The sequence below is a fragment of the Sneathiella litorea genome, assembly GCF_009882915.1.
GTDB lineage: Bacteria > Pseudomonadota > Alphaproteobacteria > Sneathiellales > Sneathiellaceae > Sneathiella > Sneathiella litorea.
In genome coordinates, this window is record NZ_WTUW01000001.1 from 201 (window position 1) to 17,360 (window position 17,160).

A 17,160-nucleotide genomic window follows, 5' to 3' on the forward strand; every position below is an offset into this window, starting at 1 on the left:
GTCCAAATACAAATCCAGACAAAAAAACCAACCAGACAAATCTTAATCTAAAAGCTCAAATCCGAACCCTCAAACCAGACCCGCCCCGTCGGCGTGACGCGGTTTATAGGACCATCATCCAACCACGTCAACGACTAATTTGAATCTTTTTTGACNAGGTCATGATTATGCCGCAAACTTCCCATACAAACTGCTCTTCCGGAACGTCGGAGCAAGCCTGTTATGCCAACACAAAGATCAAGGTAAGAGGGGCACAGACCAAGGGAATGTCTGTTGCTTGAATCGCCCCCTTGATCACCATCGATACAAGGGGTTTGACCAACTTAAGGAAAAATTGAGGAATACTTGACAAAATTTCACTCTGGCAGCATCTTTTGTCGCGTTAATATGGTTAATAGCTTCTGAATCAACACATTACAGCGGGTGGTCCAACGAGTGCTGAAGAAAACGAGATCAAATAGCCAATCGGGTTTATTCGGCAAGTCCTTGCTGACACCTGTTTTGACAATGATAGCCGGGGGGGCAGCAGGTGCCTTGTTGGTAACGGCCCTTTTGCCGGATTCTATTGAAAAGTCCGCTCAAATAAGCCACACAGAACAGGGAGCGGAGACGCTTGCTGTAGTTCGTGAGGAAACTGTCACAGCGGAAGCAAACGGGCAAGAAACAACCGAGACGACTGAAATTCACAAGAATAGCCCGGAAGTCGCTATTGCTGCTTATGTCGCCCCGGCGGCGCAAAACCTCAATGAATTAACGAAAACGGTCTCCGTCAGTAAGGGTGATACCCTTATAAAGGTTTTGACACGCGCCGGCGCTGACCGCGCGGAAAGTCATGAAGCTATAACAGCACTCAATGAAATTTTTGACCCGCGCAGCCTAAAAATCGGGCAGGATGTCACGCTTTATTTTGGTACTGACGGGGCGAACGAGAATGATGACGCGCCCCCAAGCCTTATCCGGGTTTCCCTGAAAGAAGATGTTGATCGGCAATTGGCGGCCGTCCGCACACCTGGCGAAGGTTTTACCGCCCAGGAAACAGTTCTGGAACTCGATCGGAAAATGATCAGGGCGGGTGGAGCAATTCAAAGCTCCCTCTTTCTGTCTGCGGCGCAGGCAGGCATTCCAACCAAGACCATCGTCGACCTGATCCGAATTTTCAGCTATGACGTCGATTTCCAGCGCGAAATTCAACCCGGTGACAGCTTCGAGGTTTATTTCGAGCGGTTCTCCGACGAGAATGGTAACTTTCTAAAAGAGGGCTCCATCCTCTGGGCGACCATGACCTTGAGCGGAAAAGAGCTATCCGTCTATCGTTTCAAGACAGATGATGATGGTTTCACCGACTATTATGATGACAAAGGCCGAAGCGTTAAAAAGACGCTGATGCGGACACCGATTGATGGTGCTCGCCTGACCTCGGGGTTTGGAAAACGCAAGCATCCGACACTCGGCTATACCAAAATGCACCGCGGCGTCGATTTTGGGGCCCGCAGTGGAACGCCAATCATGGCGGCCGGTAACGGCATCGTTGAATTCGCGGCACGCAACGGTGGATATGGCAACTACGTCCGCATCCGCCATAACAGTGAATTCAAAACTGCCTATGCTCATATGCGCAAATTCGCGAAAGGCATCCGCAAGGGAGCCCGCGTCAAGCAGGGGCAAACCATCGGCTATGTCGGCACGACCGGCCGCTCCACCGGCCCTCATCTGCATTACGAAGTACATAAAGGCGGCCGACAGATTAACCCGCTATCGGTCAAGTTGCCTGCAGGACGGAAACTCGGCGGAAAGATGCTCTCGGCTTTCAATAGCCATAAAGACCAAATACAGAAGGAAGTTGCCAGCGTTGAACTGGAAACCCAACTTGCAAGCGTGAAGGCCAATTAACCCGCACATAAGCCTGTAACGAAAAAAGCGGCTGCCGAGAGGTAGCCGCTTTCTTTTTTCCTATCCCATATGACCTTATGCTGCGTCAGCCAATACGTCGTTAATCAGGAGCCCATCTTCTCCGGCGCTAACTTTCACCTTCGCGCCGTCCGAGATGTTGCCCTCCAATATCTGCGATGCCAACGGATTCTGAAGATACCGCTGAATCACCCGTTTTAAAGGCCGGGCACCGTAGATCGGGTCATAGCCCCGGTTGGCAATCCACTCGTAAGCTGTCGGGTCAAGATCAAGTTCAATTCTTCGATCAGCCAGAAGTTTCTGCAGATGGCCGAGTTGGATATCGACAATGGCGTTCATATTATCGCGGCTCAGACGATGGAATATGATCTGCTCATCCAACCGGTTCAAGAACTCCGGCCGGAAAGATGTCCGAACCGTTTCCATTACGTTGTGACGGACCAGTTCGTCATCTAGGTCATCACCACTGGACATATGCTCGCTACCGAGGTTGGAAGTCAGAACGATAAGTGTATTCTTGAAATCCACCGTTCGCCCCTGCCCGTCCGTTAAGCGGCCATCATCCAGAACCTGCAAAAGGATGTTGAAGACATCCGGATGCGCCTTCTCAACCTCGTCAAACAGGATAACCTGATAAGGTCGGCGACGAACGGCCTCCGTAATGACACCACCTTGATCATAGCCAACATACCCAGGAGGGGCGCCGATCAGGCGTGCAACACTGTGCTTCTCCATATATTCGGACATATCAACTCGGAGCAGCGCATGCTCATCATCGAACAGGAACCCAGCTAAGGCCTTGGTCAATTCTGTCTTACCAACGCCGGTCGGCCCGAGGAACAGAAAGGAACCTATCGGCTGGTTCGGATCCTGAAGTCCGGCCCGAGAGCGACGAACCGCATTGGAGACCGCGACAAGCGCTTCTTCCTGCCCGACGACACGTTTGCGCAGTTCGGTCTCCATATTCAGCAGTTTCTCTCGCTCGCCCGAGAGCATCTTGTCGACAGGGATTCCCGTCCAGCGGGAGACGACCCCCGCAATGTCCTCTTCCTTGACGCTATCGCGCACAATGGAGGAACCTTCTGCCTCTTCGGCCTCTTCAAGCTGCTTTTCAAGCTCCGGTATAACCCCATAGACAAGCTCGCCTGCGCGCTGCAGGTTGCCCTGCCGCTGAACATTCGCGAGTTCATTGCGGGCGGCGTCAAGTTGCTCTTTCACGCTCTGCGCGCGGTTGAGCTTTTCTTTCTCCATCTGCCAGCTTTCGGTGAGGTCAGCAGATTGTTTCTCAAGCTCGACCAGTTCTTTTTTCAGCTTCTCAAGCCGCTCCTTTGACGGTTTGTCGGACTCCTTTTCCAGCGCGGATGCCTCAATCTTCATTTGCAGGATCTTGCGGTCCAGCTCATCGACTTCCTCTGGCTTACTATCCACTTCCATGCGGCGACGGCTAGCCGCCTCATCCATTAAATCGATTGCTTTGTCAGGCAGGAAACGGTCAGTAATGTATCGGTTTGATAAGGTCGCGGAGGCGACAAGAGCGTTGTCGGAAATCTGAACGCCGTGATGGACTTCATATTTCTCCTTGAGACCACGCAGGATAGAGATCGTATCCTCAACCGTTGGTTCGGACACAAAGACCGACTGGAACCGACGCGCCAGCGCCGCATCCTTTTCGATATATTTCCGATACTCATCAAGCGTGGTTGCGCCAACACAATGGAGTTCACCGCGAGCCAACGCAGGTTTCAGAAGGTTGGACGCATCCATCGAGCCTTCCGCCGCTCCAGCGCCAACAAGTGTGTGCAATTCGTCAATGAAGAGAATGATTTCCCCGCCAGTAGCGGAAATTTCAGACAGGACCGCTTTCAAGCGTTCCTCAAATTCCCCGCGGTATTTGGCGCCAGCGATCAATTGTCCCAGATCGAGGCTCATCAACTTCTTTTCTTTCAGGCTTTCCGGCACGTCGCCATTGACGATCCGGCGTGCCAAGCCTTCAATAATGGCAGTCTTACCAACGCCCGGCTCTCCGATCAGGACCGGATTGTTCTTGGTCCGACGTGAGAGGACCTGAATGGTCCGGCGAATTTCTTCATCTCGGCCGATGACCGGATCAAGCTTGCCTTTCTTCGCCGCTTCGGTCAGGTCTCGGGCATATTTATTCAGCGCATCATAACTTGCTTCCGCTCCGCTGGAATCAGCCGTCCGGCCTTTGCGCAAGTCATTAATCGCCTCGTTCAGGTTATTGGGCGTGACATTCGCGCTGCTCAGGATTTTTGCGGATTCCGTTCCTTTTTCCAGCGCGAGCGCAAGGAGAAGCCGTTCCGCCGTTACGTAACTGTCTCCCGCCTTATCCGCTAATTTCTCAGCAGAGGCGAAAACACGTGCAAGCTCCGGCGTCAAATTGATCTGGCCCGCGCCACTTCCCGTGACCTGCGGCAGCTTGGCCATAGCCGCTTCAATGCCCTGACGGGCGATATTCGCATCGCCGCCTGCTTTGGCGATCAATCCGCTAGCCAGTCCTTCCTTGTCATCCAGAAGTACTTTTAGGAGATGTTCCGGCGTCAGCCTTTGGTGATTTTCACGTAACGCCAATGATTGGGCCGATTGGATAAATCCTTTCGACCGGTCTGTATATTTTTCTATATCCATGCTCGTCCTCGACACATAGACCGTTGTTTCCTTGCGCAACCTTTATGATGGTCCCTTAAAGGCAACCATTTTTCAAGCCCGCCAACGGCTTCATCATTGATTTATATGTGGGCGATCTCTGGTTGATTTCAAGTTTGAAATCAGGATCATTCAACGTTCATAATGGCCCCTAGAACGCAAAAAGGAGACCATATCGGGTCTCCTTTTTTGGTTTCTCTCAGGCCTTGTAACAAAAAGCCCCAAATAACCTTATTCAGTTGAGTTTACTTCTTCGCTATCTTTTTCACTGACATTCCGGCTGGATGTTCGGCGCCGAAGGGTTCGTGTACGGCTCACCTTGCGTTTCGGTTTTGCCTCTTCTTCATCAACACCAGACGCATCTGCAGGTTTTGCCTCATCACTCACGTCAGAGGTTTCAATAACAGGTTGCTCAGTCTTAGCCAGATCGACAACCTTGTTTTCACTCTCCGTTACGTCTTTTCCCTCACTCTTGGAAACCTGATCATCACTATTTCGATTTCTCGATTTACTTTGCGGCTGCCCCTCATTTTCACCCTCCGAAACTACCGGAGTATTATCTGGCGTTTCAGACGGCTGTTTTTCTTTAGGCACGACCGTATTCGCTGCGATAATTCTGAAATAATGCTCTGCATGCTGGAAATAACTCTCCGCCGCAACACGGTCTCCCGATGTTTGAGCATCCGTTCCAAGAGCTACATACTTATCATAAACCTGGTTGGCCGTTCCCCGGATTTTGCCGTCGGGACCATTGCTGTCGTAATTTCTATTGCCACTATTCTGCCGACGATTGTTACCTGATCCGGGTCGACCTCCACCAGAATTCGTCCGCCCACCACGAGGACGTCTGTTACTACTTACTCGCATAATTGCAATGATTCCGCCAATCTAGAGTTTAAAATTTCGCTTTAGTGTAAAATCAATTCAATTCGGGCACCTGCATAAAACCCGCTCGTGCACTACCAAGGTTCCTATTATCCAGAAGCTTAGGCCAGAATTTGAATTAAATAGTGATCATGGACCTTATGATTAGGTCTTGTTCTTCACATATGATCTGTAGAAACCCTACAATCTGTTCGCGTAATAATCCAACCTTTTTTTCAAAAAAGCACGCTAATCACGAAGAAAAGCCGATATACATCGCTCAATAGCCGCAATATCCTTATGAAATTGTACCGATGTGAACCCAGAATCATGCATTAGCTGTCCAACATCTTTAGCCTGGTCTATGCCAACTTCAAATACTAACAATCCGCCTGGACGTAAAACATTCCGGATATTGGAAATAATGTCACGGTAGCAATCAAGTCCATCCGCTCCTCCGTCTAATGCAAGACGCGGTTCAAAATCGCGAACCTCTGGCTGGAGATCTTTTATATCGCCTGATGGGATATACGGCGGATTGCTGATCACAAGATCAAATTTTTCTCCAAGATCTATTTCCCAATTACCTCGTTGAAAGTCTACCCGCGTCTTCAATCCTAACCGATTTGCATTTTCTCGGGCAATTTTAAGGGCGACATCGCTAACATCAACCCCAACACCTGTCGCCGTCGGAATCTCGCTTAAAAGTGTTAGCAGCAGACACCCACTACCCGTTCCAAGATCAAGTATACGACTTGGGTTGAAGCCCCTTTTTTGCGCCGCCAACACAATATCAATCAATGTTTCACTATCGGCGCGCGGATCAAGAACGTTTGCGTTTACCAGAAAATCAAGACTCCAGAATTCCCGATGTCCGGTGAGATGCGAGAGTGGCTCTCGCGCGGCGCGACGCGTAATGAGCGTTTCAAATCTCTGGCGCTCATCCTTGCTCAGAACGCGATCCGGTTCCCGATGCAAATACCCTATATCTTCGTTAAGAACATAGGAAAGGAGCAGGGCGGACTCGCGCCTAGCATTAGCAACATCAGCCTGCGCCAGAGTTTTACCAGCTTCCGATACCAGATACCGGAGTGAGCCTGTCATTTGCTTAGCCGCCTTCAATTTCTGCCAACATCGCCGCCTGGTCTTCCGCAATCAAGGCTTCAATAATTTCGCCAAGAGCCTCTCCCGCTAACACCTTATCAAGTTTATAAAGTGTGAGATTGATACGATGATCTGTAACCCGCCCTTGTGGGAAGTTATAGGTCCGGATACGCTCTGATCGATCGCCAGAGCCAACCTGGCCCTTTCTCTCTGCAGATCGTTCCGCGGCTAGTGCCGCACGTTGTGCTTCATAAATACGAGAGCGCAATACGCTCATCGCCTTGGCCTTGTTCTTGTGCTGGGACTTTTCGTCCTGCTGTTGCACAACAATTCCAGTTGGAATATGCGTAATCCGCACGGCGGAGTCTGTTGTGTTCACTGACTGACCGCCAGGGCCAGATGCCCGGAAAATATCAACACGGATATCATTTTCAGCGATCTGCACGTCCACTTCTTCCGCTTCTGGCAGCACGGCAACAGTCGCTGCCGATGTATGGATACGGCCGCCGGTTTCCGTTTCCGGTACCCTTTGCACCCGATGGACACCGGATTCAAACTTAAGATTAGCGAAGACATTCCGCCCGGTTACCTTGACAATAACTTCCTTTACTCCGCCAAGATCGGATTCTGAAAAGGACATTGTTTCACATTTCCAGCCTTCTGTTTCCGAATAGCGCTGATACATCCGATAAAGGTCGCCGGCAAAAAGCGCCGCCTCATCCCCACCTGTACCCGCACGGATTTCAAGGATTGCATTCTTCTCGTCCGCATCATCCTTTGGCAGCAACTGAAGTTTGATGGAATGCTCAAGATCAGGAAGACGCGGCTTGATCTCTTCTATTTCCAGCTCCGCCATCTCTTTCATTTCCGCGTCGGTGTCGTCGCTCTCAAGCATTTCCTCCAGATCGCTTAACTCTGCGCGGGCAGACTGATATTTCTGGATTGCCTCGACCAGCGGCTTGATATCGGAATACTCGCGGCTCATGCGCACGAAATCCTCCGGCGCAACTTCCCCCATTTCACCAGACATCGCCGCTTCCAATTCCTCGGAGCGGGCTTGAATCATTTTGAGCTTTTCTTGAGGAAGCATTTCCAGACCTTAACCGAGAGCGCCAAGCGCAGCTGAAAGTTCAGAGAGAGGTATTTCGCTCTGTTCTCCCTGATCGAGATCGCGGAGACTACAAACATTACGAGCGAGTTCATCTTCGCCAATTAGGACGGCAGCACGAGCGTTTAGCTTGTTCGCCCGTTTCATGCGTTTGCCAACATTACCTTTGAAGGCCATTTCAATGTTTAGCCCTTCCTGCCTGAGTTGATAAGCGAGTTTCGCCGTGAATGCCTCCGCGGTCTCCCCCACTGGTACAATCGCAATGGGGCGCTCGGCGATCGGGACATCATCCATCAGCATAGCGAGGCGCTCAATTCCTCCTGCCCAACCAATTCCTGGCGTTGGTTTTCCGCCAAGCATTTCGATTAGTCCATCATAGCGACCGCCGGCAATCACCGCACCTTGGGCACCAAGTGCCGTTGTCACGAATTCAAAAGCAGTATGCGTGTAGTAGTCAAGCCCACGCACCAGGCGCCGATTCAGTTCATAATTGATACCAAGAAGCGATAACCCATCGAGTACCTCCGCAAAGAATTCACTCGAAAAGCTGTTGAGGTAATCGGTAAACAGCGGGGCATTTTCAACAAGTATCCGATCACCCTTATCCTTGCTGTCAAGAATACGAAGCGGGTTGCGCCCCAACCGGTCAAGACTATCCTTGGAAAGGCTGGACTTGTGGTCACTAAAATAGTCGACGAGCGCTGCACGATAAGCCTCGCGGCTTTCCTGATCACCAAGAGTATTGATCTCGAGAGTACAATGTTCAAGCACACCCAGCTTGTGAAGGATCGAGGCACCAACGGCGATCACCTCTATGTCTGCCTTCGCCTCCGCGGCGCCAATGCACTCCACATCAATCTGATGGAACTGTCTTTGCCGACCTTTTTGCGGGCGCTCATACCGGAACATCGGACCCGCCGCGAATGCCTTGAAGGGGACATTCTGTTGCAGGCCGTTACTGATAAAGGCGCGGCAGATCCCGGCAGTATACTCCGGGCGCAGCGTCATGCTTTCCCCGCTTCGGCTTTCGAAAGAATACATCTCCTTCGATACCACATCAGAGCTTTCCCCCATGGTTCGCGCGAAAACCTCGGTAAACTCAAAAATCGGCGTCGCCATCTCCGCATACCCAAAACGCGATGCCATCTCGCGGGCTGTCTCCCGCACATGGGCATGGCGCAAATAATCCTCGGGCAACAGGTCATGGGTGCCGCGGACTGGCTGAGGTAGTGACACGTCTTTATCTCCGTTTAGTAAAAATCTCTAAAGGTGGGATCAGGCAATTTGTTTGCTAACTTGGGCTTCCGTCGCCTCATCGCTGGCATTCAGCGCTTCTAGTTCAGCCGCCTTCGCTTCAACTAGCTCAACAATATGATCAACCATATCCCCTGTGGCTACCTTATGATCCGTGAGACCGCTCAAGTAAACCATATGATTGTCTTTACCGCCGCCCGTAAGACCGATGTCGGTCTCCCGCGCCTCCCCCGGGCCATTAACAACGCAGCCAATGATCGAAAGAGTGAGCGGTGTTTGAATATGGGCCAGCCGTTCTTCGAGCCGTTCAACCGTCTTGATCACGGGAAACGCCTGTCGCGCGCAGGACGGGCAGGAAATAATGGTTACACCACGACGTCGCAGACCGAGACTTTTCAGGATTTCATAACCCGCCTTGATTTCCTCGACAGGGTCGGCGGATAGAGAAACCCGGATTGTATCGCCGATGCCGGACCAAAGCAGCATGCCAAGACCGATCGAGGATTTTACCGTTCCCGAAGACAACCCGCCAGCCTCTGTTATACCGAGATGCAGCGGGTAATCGCAAGCCTCGGCCAGCCCTTGATAAGCCGCCACAGACAGGAAAACATCTGAGGCCTTCACGCTAATCTTAAAATTAAAGAAGTCATTATCTTCGAGGATCCGGGCATGGTTCAAAGCTGATTCTACCATTGCCTCTGGACAGGGTTCGCCATATTTCTCCAGAAGTTCCCGCTCAAGACTTCCGGCATTAACCCCGATCCGCATGGAACAATTATTATCCACAGCGGCCTTAACGACATCACGAACCCGATCAGCAGAACCGATATTTCCTGGATTGATCCGCAGGCAAGCGGCGCCGGCCTCGGCAGCCTCGATACCGCGTTTATGGTGGAAATGGATATCCGCAATAATGGGTACGCGGGTTTCACGAATTATTTCTTTCAGCGCCGCCGTGCTCGCCTCATCGGGGCACGAAACCCGAACCATATCCGCGCCGGCTTCTTCCAGCGCCTGAATTTGCGCAATAGTAGCCTTGGCGTCCGACGTCAAAGTATTGGTCATCGACTGCACGGTTATTGGCGCATCGCCGCCAACGGCCACATCACCAACATTAATCTGGCGTGATTTTCGGCGGATAATATCTCGATAGGGTCTGATGCTCATGGGGTCATACTTTATATATTTGCGTCAAAAAGAGCCGTAGCCCTGAATTTCGCCTAAAATGGCTGTAATTCACAGAAATTACAAGCGCTACAATTAGTCGACAGTATCCAGAAAGAGGATTCGCGGCTATTGTAATCCGTTATTCTCAAGCAGGCTTTCCGCAAGGAGCGGGACACCGCGCAAAATTGTGCCGGTACCACCAAGAGACCTGATTTCTTTCCCGTCAACCCGAATCTCAAGACCACCTGCATTACCGGTCGTTAGCAAGAGGTCTGGTGAATTTGGTGCCATATAAACATCACCCGGTTTTAGCACCCTGGACAACACGGGTTTTTGGTCCGCAGCCTTGACCTCTACCCAGCTTTCCGCTGTCGCACGAAGCACGACCCGGACATCCGCATTTTCAACACCGAACGTGCGAGGCAAAGGGCTTTCCGGCGCCTCGGTTGACTCTAATTGGTCGACGGACGCGCTCGCCAGCGTATCCTGTGGATAGGCCCCGACGGATTCTGCAGGCGGCTCGGATACCGGTGGCACCGCCGCTTCCTCTTCAGTTGTCTCCGCAACAGTTGCGATCTGCGTTTCATCGGGCGAAGCCGCTTGTGACGTGTCGGCAGCGATAGAAGCCCCTTCATTTATCGTCGCTTCGGCTGTCTCACTAGCTGTTAGGGCTTCACTGCTATCGGAAGACGCAACCGCAGTTCCTTCTGACTCACGACTCGCAATCGGTTCTGTGACTTGAGGGTTGCTTCCTTCCAGCGTATCGCTCGCCACTTCTACTTGGGTCGTCACCTCGTCTGGATTACTTGCCGCGACATCTTCCTTTAAAGTTTCGAGGTCAGTATTTTCCCCAACTTTAATTTCAGGGGGCTCTATCGAAGTTTGAAGTGGTATTTCTGTTATATTTTGCGGGCCTTGCACGCCATTGTCTAGACCACGGGCATCCGGAGTGTTTTCGGATCCAAAATCCTCCAAATCCCGGACTTTGCTTGCCAGATGTTCTGGCAATTCAGCAACCCGTTCAAAATCAATACTTTCACTTTCCTGATACAGGAACCATCCGGCGAGCAAGACCAGAGCCACGACAAATGTTCCAAGAAGAATGCCCGCGCCTGGAATACGTCCACCTGAAGTTGGTTCAGGAAATGCAAGAGAGGGCACGTGTAAACCGCCCCCCTCTTCGTGCTTGTACAACTCGACAATTGCAACCGCGTCAAGATCCAGCAAATTCGCATAGGAGCGTAAAAATCCGGTAACAAATGTCTGCCCTGGCAGACTGCTAAAATTACCCTCTTCCAGCGCATGGACCTGGCTTGCCTTCAGACGCAAGATATCTGCAACCTGATGCAGCGAAAGGCCTTTTGCTTCGCGGGCCGCACGCAATTGAGCCCCCACAGTAAACGGGCTTTCTTCTGCCAAATCAATATTCTCGTCTGTCGCCTTGAACGACAACCTATTCTCCTTGGCCGCATTTCTGCTAAACAGGTTAGGTTGTTTCACGACATTTCGTCGGTTGCTGTCTCTCGTCATAATGGAACGCCAAAATTACCGCTATTTAACTTGTCTCAACAGCTTAATCGCCATTATCGGCAAAAATAAGGAAAGTTCAAAATCTATATTATAATCGAATGATCCCGAGCGAATGCGCGTAGTTGATCGCGCACCGAATGATCCCGAGACTGGCAAAGGCCTCGGACAAAATTTTCCAGCTTTCCAATATTAGTGCTAAGTGCCATCTCCTTGACCCGACCTAAGGTTTCAGAAGACATCGAAAAATTCCGATACCCCAGACCAAGCAAAGCCATCGCCTCTAAAGGTCTTCCCGCAATATCGCCGCAGATAGAGAAGGGTTTTCCCGCCTGTTCGCAATGGTCCGCAATATTACGCAAAAGCATTAACAAACTTGGGCTTAACGTATCATAGCGATCACTTATTTTCGGATTGCCCCGATCAACGGCGAAGAAAAACTGCATCAGGTCATTTGACCCGACAGAAATAAAATCGACTTCTTTTAGTAAGTGCGGCAATTGCCATACGATTGAGGGAACCTCTATCATTGTACCGACATTTACTTTTTTAGGTGGACCCGCTTTCTTTTGCGATGCCCGTTCCACTTCTTTATTCAGGATTGCCTTGGCTTCCAAAAACTCCGTCACTTCTGCTATCATCGGGAACATCAACGACAATTCGCGGCCCGCAGCCGCCTGAACCAAAGCCCTAAGTTGGCTGCGCAGCAATGCCGGACGATCAAGCCCAATTCGAATGGCACGCCAGCCAAGTGCCGGATTTTCTTCCCGTTTTGTTTTTAGATAGGGCAAAAATTTATCACCGCCGATATCAAGCGTTCGAAAAATAACCGGCTTCCCATTCATTTTATCGAGAACACGCGAATAAAGCTGCGTTTGTTCGTCAATTTTTGGCATCTGGGAACGAACCATAAATTGCAGTTCAGTTCGAAAAAGACCTATTCCATCGGCACCTAATTCCGGAAAATGGTCGATATCGATAAGCAGCCCGGCATTTACATTCAGGCTTAGCGGTACACCATCCTTGGATATATTTGGTTTGTCCCGCAGTGCAGCGTACTTTGCCTGCCGCTGCGCACGTTGGCGCAGGCTTCGGGAGAATGCTTGTTGAACATCCTCGCCGGGGCGCAGGAATACCTGGCCATGCTCGGCGTCAACAAGGATCAGTTCTCCCTGTTCCACAGCGTCGAGCACATCCGCGCACTGGCCAACAACTGGCACACCAAGAGCACGCGCAACGATGGCGACATGGCTGGACCTTGTGCCTTCCACCAACACGACAGCTTTTAGATGCCGACGGTCGTAATCCAGAAGTTCGGCGGCTCCCATATTCCGCGCAACCACGACCGTATCCTTCTCAAGATTTCGTCGATCAATTTGCGAGCGTCCATCAAGGTGGAGATAAAGCCGATTGGCGAGGTCATCGAGCTCTGACAACCGCTCTCGCAGATAAGGGTCTGTGATCTCCTTCATACGAGCGCGAGTATCATCCTGAACGCGCTTGATCGCGGCCTCTGCTGTCAATCCCGTGTTAACCGCGTCCTGTAATTTTTTCAGCCACCCCTTGTCATGGGCAAACATTTTGTAGGCTTCAAAAATTTCCTTTGATTCATCCTTAAAAAGCGTGTTCGTCGCGACCAGGAGTTTTTCAACGGCGCTTTGCAGTGAATTAACAGCCGAATTTAAGCGGGCCAGCTCTTTAGCGCGATTGTTCGAAATCGCATGTACGACCTCAATTCGCGGTTCATGTAACAACGCAGTTCCTGCGCCCAATCCCTCTGCCAGTATGCGTCCGTTGATATGATGAGGTAAGGTCGCATTACCGGCTGTATCCGAGAACTCCGTCGCCGACACCATCTGCTCGGAGCTGACGAGTTCTGCCACCACCATAGCAACCGTCTGTAGCGCCTCGACCTCCTCTTCAGTATAGGTGCGTCGGGTTCTATTTTGGACAACCAGAACGCCAATAAGGCGGCCGCCACGCAAAATCGGTGTACCAAGAAGGGAATGATATTCCTCTTCCCCGGTTTCCGGTCGATAGGCAAATTGCGGGTGTGACTGCGCATCCGAAAGATTAAGAGGACGCGCATGGGCAGCGATATCGCCGACAAGCCCTTCACCAAACCGCAACCGCGTCTTATGAACAGAGTTTTTCTTCAGGCCTTCGGTCGCGTAGAGCTCTAAGACATCTCCCGCCCGACGCAGATAACAAGAACATACTTCGGCAATCATGTTGCCAGCGATCAGTCTGACGATCTCGTTCAGGCGCTGTTCCGCATCGCCATGCCCCGCCATAACCTGGTGGAGCTTGCGAAGCAGCAATCTCGGCGCACTGATCCCCAGACCGCTCATTTATGACCCGTCCCTTTGGTCTCCATAATTTTCGAAAGATTCCCGTGCCTGGCTCACGAGTTCTTCCATAATCTCCTCGATTGATTGTTCTTTCTTGACCATGCCCACACTCTGGCCGGCCATGACAGAACCATATTCAACATCACCGTCAATAACAGCACGGCGAAGAGCCCCTGCCCAGAAATGCTCGATAGCAAGTTGGGCCGTTTCGAGGTCCATTTCTCCGGCTCTATATTTCGCGATCACCTCATGCTGTGTTTCGATAAATTTCTTGCCTCCCTCATTGTTAAGGGCCCGGACAGGGATAACAGGAAACATGGGATCGACTTGCACAGTCGTTACCGCATCACGAGCATTCGCACGCATAAATGCCTTCTTGAAGTCCGGATGAGCAATAGATTCATGCGCACAGACGAAACGGGTGCCAAGCTGACAGCCCGACGCTCCCATTCTCAGATATGTGGCAATCGCTTCTCCGCGCCCGATACCCCCTGCGACAAAAACGGGGACATCCGTAATATTGGGGAGGATTTCCTGCGCCAGAACGCTTGTCGAAACGGGTCCGATATGACCACCCGCCTCCATTCCCTCGATTACCAGCGCATCCGCGCCCGTACGAATGAGCTTTTTCCCAAGTGCAAAGGTAGGGGTAAAACAAACCGTTTTCGCGCCCCCTTCCTTGATTTTGAGAATTGTCTCCTTAGTGGGCACACCGCCGGCGAGAACCACATGACTAACGTTCAGGGACAAGCAAACATCAATCAGCTTATCCAGATCCGGATGCATGGTGATTAAATTAACGCCGAAAGGCTTATTAGTCAGCTCCTGCGTTGCCTTGATCTCCGTCTCCAACAGGTCTGGGGTCATTGCACCACAAGCAATGACACCGAAGCCTCCAGCGTTTGAAATCGCGGCCACAAGATTGCGCTCCGATACCCAGGACATTGCGCCCCCAAGTATGGCGTATTTGGTTCCAAGGAACTCGCATCCGCGCTTCCAAGCGGTTTGCAGGTTTGGCGCGGCGTTTATTACGAGATCCCCCATATTACGCCGCATCCAGTCCAAAGGCGGTATGCAAAGTTCTCACCGCAAGTTCTGTATATTCCTCAGCCAGCAGCACACTTACCTTGATTTCGGATGTGGAAATAACCTGTATGTTGATCCCTTTCTCCGCCAACGCCGCAAACATGGTCTTAGCCACACCTGCATGGCTGCGCATGCCCATACCAACGATCGACACCTTGACGACATCAGAATCCGGAACAATCGCCTTGCAGGCAACCTCTCCCTTGAGTTTATCAAGGACGCTTAACGCCTGTGTAATTTCTTTTTGGCCAACCGTAAAGGTCAGGTCCGTTGCCTTGCCGTCTTCCGAAACGTTCTGGACAATCATATCCACATTTACGTTCGCATCCGCCAGTGCGCCAAAGACAAGCGCGGCCACACCCGGCCGGTCCGCGACCTGTTGTAACGTCACCTTGGCTTCATCGCGGGTATAGGTAACGCCGCTTACAACCTGATGTTCCACAATATCTTCCTCATCTACAACCAATGTTCCCGGCAAGTCTTCGAAGCTGGAAAGGACCTGCAGCTTAACCCGATGTTTCATCGCCATCTCAACAGATCGCGTTTGCAGGACCTTCGCGCCCAAGGACGCCAGTTCAAGCATTTCCTCATATGTAATTTTATCAAGTTTTGCGGCCTTTGTCGCGATCCGCGGATCAGCGGTATAAATACCATCCACATCCGTGTAGATATCACATCGATCAGCCTCTAATGCGGCCGCCAAGGCCACCGCAGACGTATCGGAACCGCCTCGGCCCAGGGTGGTTATCCTGTTATCTGAACCGATACCTTGGAAACCCGCACAAACCGCAACCTGCTTTTCTGCGAACCGTTTACTGATCTCGCTACAATCAATTTGTTCAATACGAGCCGCGCTGTGCACGGCGCTCGTTTTAATGGGAACTTGCCAGCCGAGCCATGATCGTGCCGATACCCCGAGATCCTGGAGCGCAAGTGACAAAAGCCCGGTCGTTACCTGTTCTCCGCTTGAGACGACAACGTCATACTCACGCGCATCATGCAGGCTAGACATATCAGAGACGAGATCGACCAGGCGATTAGTTTCCCCGGACATTGCCGAAACAACGACCGCAACTTCATGGCCAGCGTCTACTTCCCGTTTAACCTTGCGCGCTACATTCTTAATCCGCTCTACCGTGCCAACAGATGTACCGCCAAATTTCATTACCAGCCGCGCCATGGCCGCATTACCTCTCCCCCCGCTCACCGCGAGGGTTCAAATATTATCTAAAAGTCACAAATACCCTTTGGTCTTAAAGGAGCGTATACTTATACTTAAGAGAGGGTGTGGGGCAAGCACCGCGATGATTTTTATTGCACAACAACAACTTTTATTAAGGCATATTGCGACGAGGTAATTATGAACAAGACAGCCAAGTCGAAATCAGTGGATCCCGGTGAAATCGCCAATTTTGCAGCGATGGCGGATGAATGGTGGGATGAGAACGGGAAGTTCAAACCACTTCACAAGTTCAATCCGATTCGGATTGGTTATATCCGCGACACCGTTATCGATCATTTCGGATTGCAAACAGACGACGCTGTGGTCAAGTTGAAACCCTTTAAGGGACTACGGGTCCTTGATATTGGCTGCGGCGGCGGATTGCTCTCCGAGCCGATGGCGCGCCTTGGGGCAGACGTTGTTGCTGCGGACGCATCTGAGAAAAATATCCAGATTGCGAAACTGCACGCGGAAAAATCCGGATTGGAAATTGACTATAGATATACAACGGCCGAAGACCTCGCCGTCGCTGGAGAACAATTTGATGTGATCCTGAATATGGAAGTCATTGAGCATGTCGCCGATATCGAAGGGTTTGTTGAAGCCTGCGCAAATCTTCTCAAACCAGGCGGCGTTATGTTTATCGCCACCTTAAATCGGACGGCTAAAAGCTTCGCCTTTGCAATAGTCGGTGCGGAATATGTCCTGCGCTGGCTACCGAAGGGAACTCACAGCTGGAAGAAATTCTTGAAGCCCTCGGAAGTTGCCCGGCTTGTTCGCGGCAATGGCCTCACTGTTCGGGATATCTCTGGCGCCACCTATAATCCTCTCGAAAACCGCTGGCATTTGAGCAAGGATCTAAGCGTCAATTATTTGCTCGCAGCGATCAAGCCTGAATAATCCCA

Annotated in this window: 12 protein-coding genes; 2 read left to right on the forward strand and 10 right to left on the reverse strand. The window is 51.3% G+C overall.

The annotated features are described in order from the left end of the window. Positions 1 to 435: 435 nt before the first annotated feature. Positions 436 to 1,890: a peptidoglycan DD-metalloendopeptidase family protein gene (locus tag GQE98_RS00005; protein WP_161313499.1), complete on the forward strand. Its 1,455-nt coding sequence runs from the start codon at positions 436 to 438 to the stop codon at positions 1,888 to 1,890. Between the two features lie 75 nt (positions 1,891 to 1,965). On the opposite strand, the gene clpB is transcribed toward GQE98_RS00005, so the two are convergent. The 10 genes from clpB to GQE98_RS00055 all read right to left on the reverse strand — a co-directional run bounded on the left by clpB (position 1,966) and on the right by GQE98_RS00055 (position 16,213). Then, a complete protein-coding gene (gene clpB / locus GQE98_RS00010) occupies positions 1,966 to 4,554 on the reverse strand; it encodes an ATP-dependent chaperone ClpB (RefSeq protein WP_161313500.1) in 2,589 nt (862 codons plus the stop codon). Between the two features lie 249 nt (positions 4,555 to 4,803). Next, on the reverse strand, positions 4,804 to 5,439 hold the full coding sequence (locus GQE98_RS00015; protein ID WP_161313501.1) for a DUF4167 domain-containing protein: 636 nt from the start codon (positions 5,437 to 5,439) through the stop codon (positions 4,804 to 4,806). Between the two features lie 246 nt (positions 5,440 to 5,685). After that, complete coding sequence (gene prmC / locus GQE98_RS00020) at positions 5,686 to 6,540, reverse strand: peptide chain release factor N(5)-glutamine methyltransferase (protein ID WP_161313502.1); 855 nt, start codon at positions 6,538 to 6,540, stop codon at positions 5,686 to 5,688. Positions 6,541 to 6,544: 4 nt separating this feature from the next. Next, entirely contained in the window at positions 6,545 to 7,636 is a 1,092-nt protein-coding gene (gene prfA, locus GQE98_RS00025) for a peptide chain release factor 1 (RefSeq protein ID WP_425501090.1), read from the reverse strand. 3 nt (positions 7,637 to 7,639) lie between these two features. Next, a complete protein-coding gene (gene hisS / locus GQE98_RS00030) occupies positions 7,640 to 8,884 on the reverse strand; it encodes a histidine--tRNA ligase (RefSeq protein ID WP_161313504.1) in 1,245 nt (414 codons plus the stop codon). Positions 8,885 to 8,923: 39 nt separating this feature from the next. Then, a complete protein-coding gene (gene ispG, locus GQE98_RS00035) occupies positions 8,924 to 10,069 on the reverse strand; it encodes a flavodoxin-dependent (E)-4-hydroxy-3-methylbut-2-enyl-diphosphate synthase (protein WP_161313505.1) in 1,146 nt (381 codons plus the stop codon). 126 nt (positions 10,070 to 10,195) lie between these two features. Continuing rightward, positions 10,196 to 11,599 carry a helix-turn-helix domain-containing protein gene (locus tag GQE98_RS00040; RefSeq protein WP_161313506.1) on the reverse strand — a complete coding sequence of 468 codons (1,404 nt, stop codon included), beginning with the start codon at positions 11,597 to 11,599 and terminating at the stop codon, positions 10,196 to 10,198. Between the two features lie 83 nt (positions 11,600 to 11,682). Further along, positions 11,683 to 13,947 (reverse strand): phosphoenolpyruvate--protein phosphotransferase, encoded by a 2,265-nt coding sequence (ptsP, locus tag GQE98_RS00045; protein WP_161313507.1) that lies wholly within the window; start codon positions 13,945 to 13,947, stop codon positions 11,683 to 11,685. Further along, a complete protein-coding gene (locus GQE98_RS00050; RefSeq protein ID WP_161313508.1) occupies positions 13,948 to 14,991 on the reverse strand; it encodes an NAD(P)H-dependent flavin oxidoreductase in 1,044 nt (347 codons plus the stop codon). Position 14,992: 1 nt separating this feature from the next. Continuing rightward, positions 14,993 to 16,213 carry an aspartate kinase gene (locus GQE98_RS00055; RefSeq protein ID WP_161313509.1) on the reverse strand — a complete coding sequence of 407 codons (1,221 nt, stop codon included), beginning with the start codon at positions 16,211 to 16,213 and terminating at the stop codon, positions 14,993 to 14,995. Between the two features lie 180 nt (positions 16,214 to 16,393). Here GQE98_RS00055 and ubiG point away from each other — a divergent pair, with 180 nt between their 5' ends. Then, a complete protein-coding gene (gene ubiG / locus GQE98_RS00060) occupies positions 16,394 to 17,155 on the forward strand; it encodes a bifunctional 2-polyprenyl-6-hydroxyphenol methylase/3-demethylubiquinol 3-O-methyltransferase UbiG (protein ID WP_161313510.1) in 762 nt (253 codons plus the stop codon). Positions 17,156 to 17,160 lie beyond the last annotated feature (5 nt).

Excerpts from the sequence above, each read along its gene's own strand:
- clpB (WP_161313500.1), bottom strand. The coding sequence starts at position 4,554 with ATGGATATAGAAAAATATACAGACCGGTCGAAAGGATTTATCCAATCG.
- GQE98_RS00015 (WP_161313501.1), bottom strand. The coding sequence starts at position 5,439 with ATGCGAGTAAGTAGTAACAGACGTCCTCGTGGTGGGCGGACGAATTCT.
- prmC (WP_161313502.1), bottom strand. The coding sequence starts at position 6,540 with ATGACAGGCTCACTCCGGTATCTGGTATCGGAAGCTGGTAAAACTCTG.
- ispG (WP_161313505.1), bottom strand. The coding sequence starts at position 10,069 with ATGAGCATCAGACCCTATCGAGATATTATCCGCCGAAAATCACGCCAG.
- GQE98_RS00040 (WP_161313506.1), bottom strand. The coding sequence starts at position 11,599 with ATGACGAGAGACAGCAACCGACGAAATGTCGTGAAACAACCTAACCTG.
- ptsP (WP_161313507.1), bottom strand. The coding sequence starts at position 13,947 with ATGAGCGGTCTGGGGATCAGTGCGCCGAGATTGCTGCTTCGCAAGCTC.
- GQE98_RS00050 (WP_161313508.1), bottom strand. The coding sequence starts at position 14,991 with ATGGGGGATCTCGTAATAAACGCCGCGCCAAACCTGCAAACCGCTTGG.
- GQE98_RS00055 (WP_161313509.1), bottom strand. The coding sequence starts at position 16,213 with ATGGCGCGGCTGGTAATGAAATTTGGCGGTACATCTGTTGGCACGGTA.
- ubiG (WP_161313510.1), top strand. The coding sequence starts at position 16,394 with ATGAACAAGACAGCCAAGTCGAAATCAGTGGATCCCGGTGAAATCGCC.